Raw genomic sequence first — 1,518 nt, 5'->3', positions numbered from 1 at the left:
GAGTGGATGCTCCTATTGCTGTCAAGCGGCCAGTGGTGGGCTGATCTGTTCCAGGACGGCGGTCGCTCGGGCTTCGAGTTCAGGGTCGGCGCGGGTGCCGATCTCGAGTCGTCGGAGCCGCTGGTAGGGGACGTCGAGAGTGGCGGCGAGAACGCTGATCGGGATACCGACCGCCTGTCGGCGTGCTCGGAGTTCGCGTCCGATGGGATTGTCGGTGGCGGGGTTAAGCAGAGCGGCATAGATCTCGTTCGCGACGTGGCGTTTGAGGCAGCGCATGATGTCACGGTCGGTGAGTTGCTCCGAACGACGCCTCTCGAAGTAGGCCATCGTGCGAGGCTCGCGGTGCCGCATGCGTAAGAGCACGATCCTGTGCAACGCGGCGTTCGCGTGGCGGTTACCGCCGCGGGAGAGCCGGTGCCGGGTGCGTTGCCCGGAGGAGGCGGGGATCGGGGCGACGCCGGCGAGAGCGGCGAAGCTCGCGCGGGTGCCGAGCCGCTCGGGGTTGTCGCCCGCGGCGACGAGGAGCGTCGCCGCGGTGACGGGACCGACGCCGCTCAGCGACAGCAGCGTCGGATTGACCTGCCGGACGAGCACCTCCAGCTGTTGTTCGATGAGGTCGATCTCGGCTTGCATGGTGAGGTGCCGGACCGCGAACCGTCGCAGTGTCTGCCGGGCGACGACCTCAGGATCGGGGGACATGATTGTCCCGGGACGGGTTTTGGCGAGCGTGTTCACCAGACGCTGCCCACTGAGCGCCCGGAACGCCTGTCGCACGAGCTCGGGGGCTGTGATCAGTAGCGCATGGATCTGGTTCATCACTTGCGCCCTGGCCTTGGCCGCTGAGCGGCGCTCTGCGAGGAGGATCCGCATCGACTCGACCGCGCCATCACCGGACTTCGGGATCGCGGTGTCCGTCCCCGCGAGGACAGCGACCGCTGCCTGGCGGGCGTCGAGCGGGTCGGACTTGCCGCGACGACGGCGGGCTTGCCGGTCCTGCCTTGCGACTTCGACGACGGTTAGCCCCGCCGCGGTCAGCGCGCGTGCGAGACCAGCCCCATACGACCCCGTTCCCTCCACCCCGACGCGGACGACATCGCCGTGGGCGTGGAGGAACGTGACGATCTGCGCGTATCCGCGACCGTCGGCGCGGAACTCTCGGTCCGCGACGGGTCTGCCGACGAGATCGAGGATCGCGACGTGATGCGTGTTCTTGTGCGTGTCGACCCCGGCAACCAGCTCGGCGTCTGGTGGTAGCAGGTTGGTGAGCGGCGGGTCGAGTGTCATGCTCGTCATTGACGGGATTCCCTTCCAACGGTGATGAACGTCACCGCGGGTCGGGTGAGTGCAGACAGCACAAAGGTGAGACGACTACCCGGTCAGGCTCCTATCAAGTCATGTGCCCGCCCGGCCCGCAGCGACCCCGGCGTCGACGGACAGATCCACAAAAAGACAGCCGCGAACGGCGTCCGTGTAATTTCGGGTCACGCCGGCGCCGGAGCCGAATCCATCATCTCTGTG

At 67.5% G+C, this 1,518-nt stretch carries 1 protein-coding gene; it reads right to left on the bottom strand.

Annotated features, from left to right (window positions below):
* Positions 1-21 precede the first annotated feature (21 nt).
* Positions 22-1,293 (bottom strand): IS110 family transposase, encoded by a 1,272-nt coding sequence (locus ACSGC5_RS14880; protein WP_228045260.1) that lies wholly within the window; start codon positions 1,291-1,293, stop codon positions 22-24.
* Positions 1,294-1,518 lie beyond the last annotated feature (225 nt).

It is taken from the genome of Microbacterium sp. bgisy207 (genome assembly GCF_965345035.1).
GTDB lineage: Bacteria > Actinomycetota > Actinomycetes > Actinomycetales > Microbacteriaceae > Microbacterium.
The sequence above is the reverse complement of the archived record's forward strand: the minus strand, read 5'-3'. Positions and strand labels throughout refer to the sequence as shown.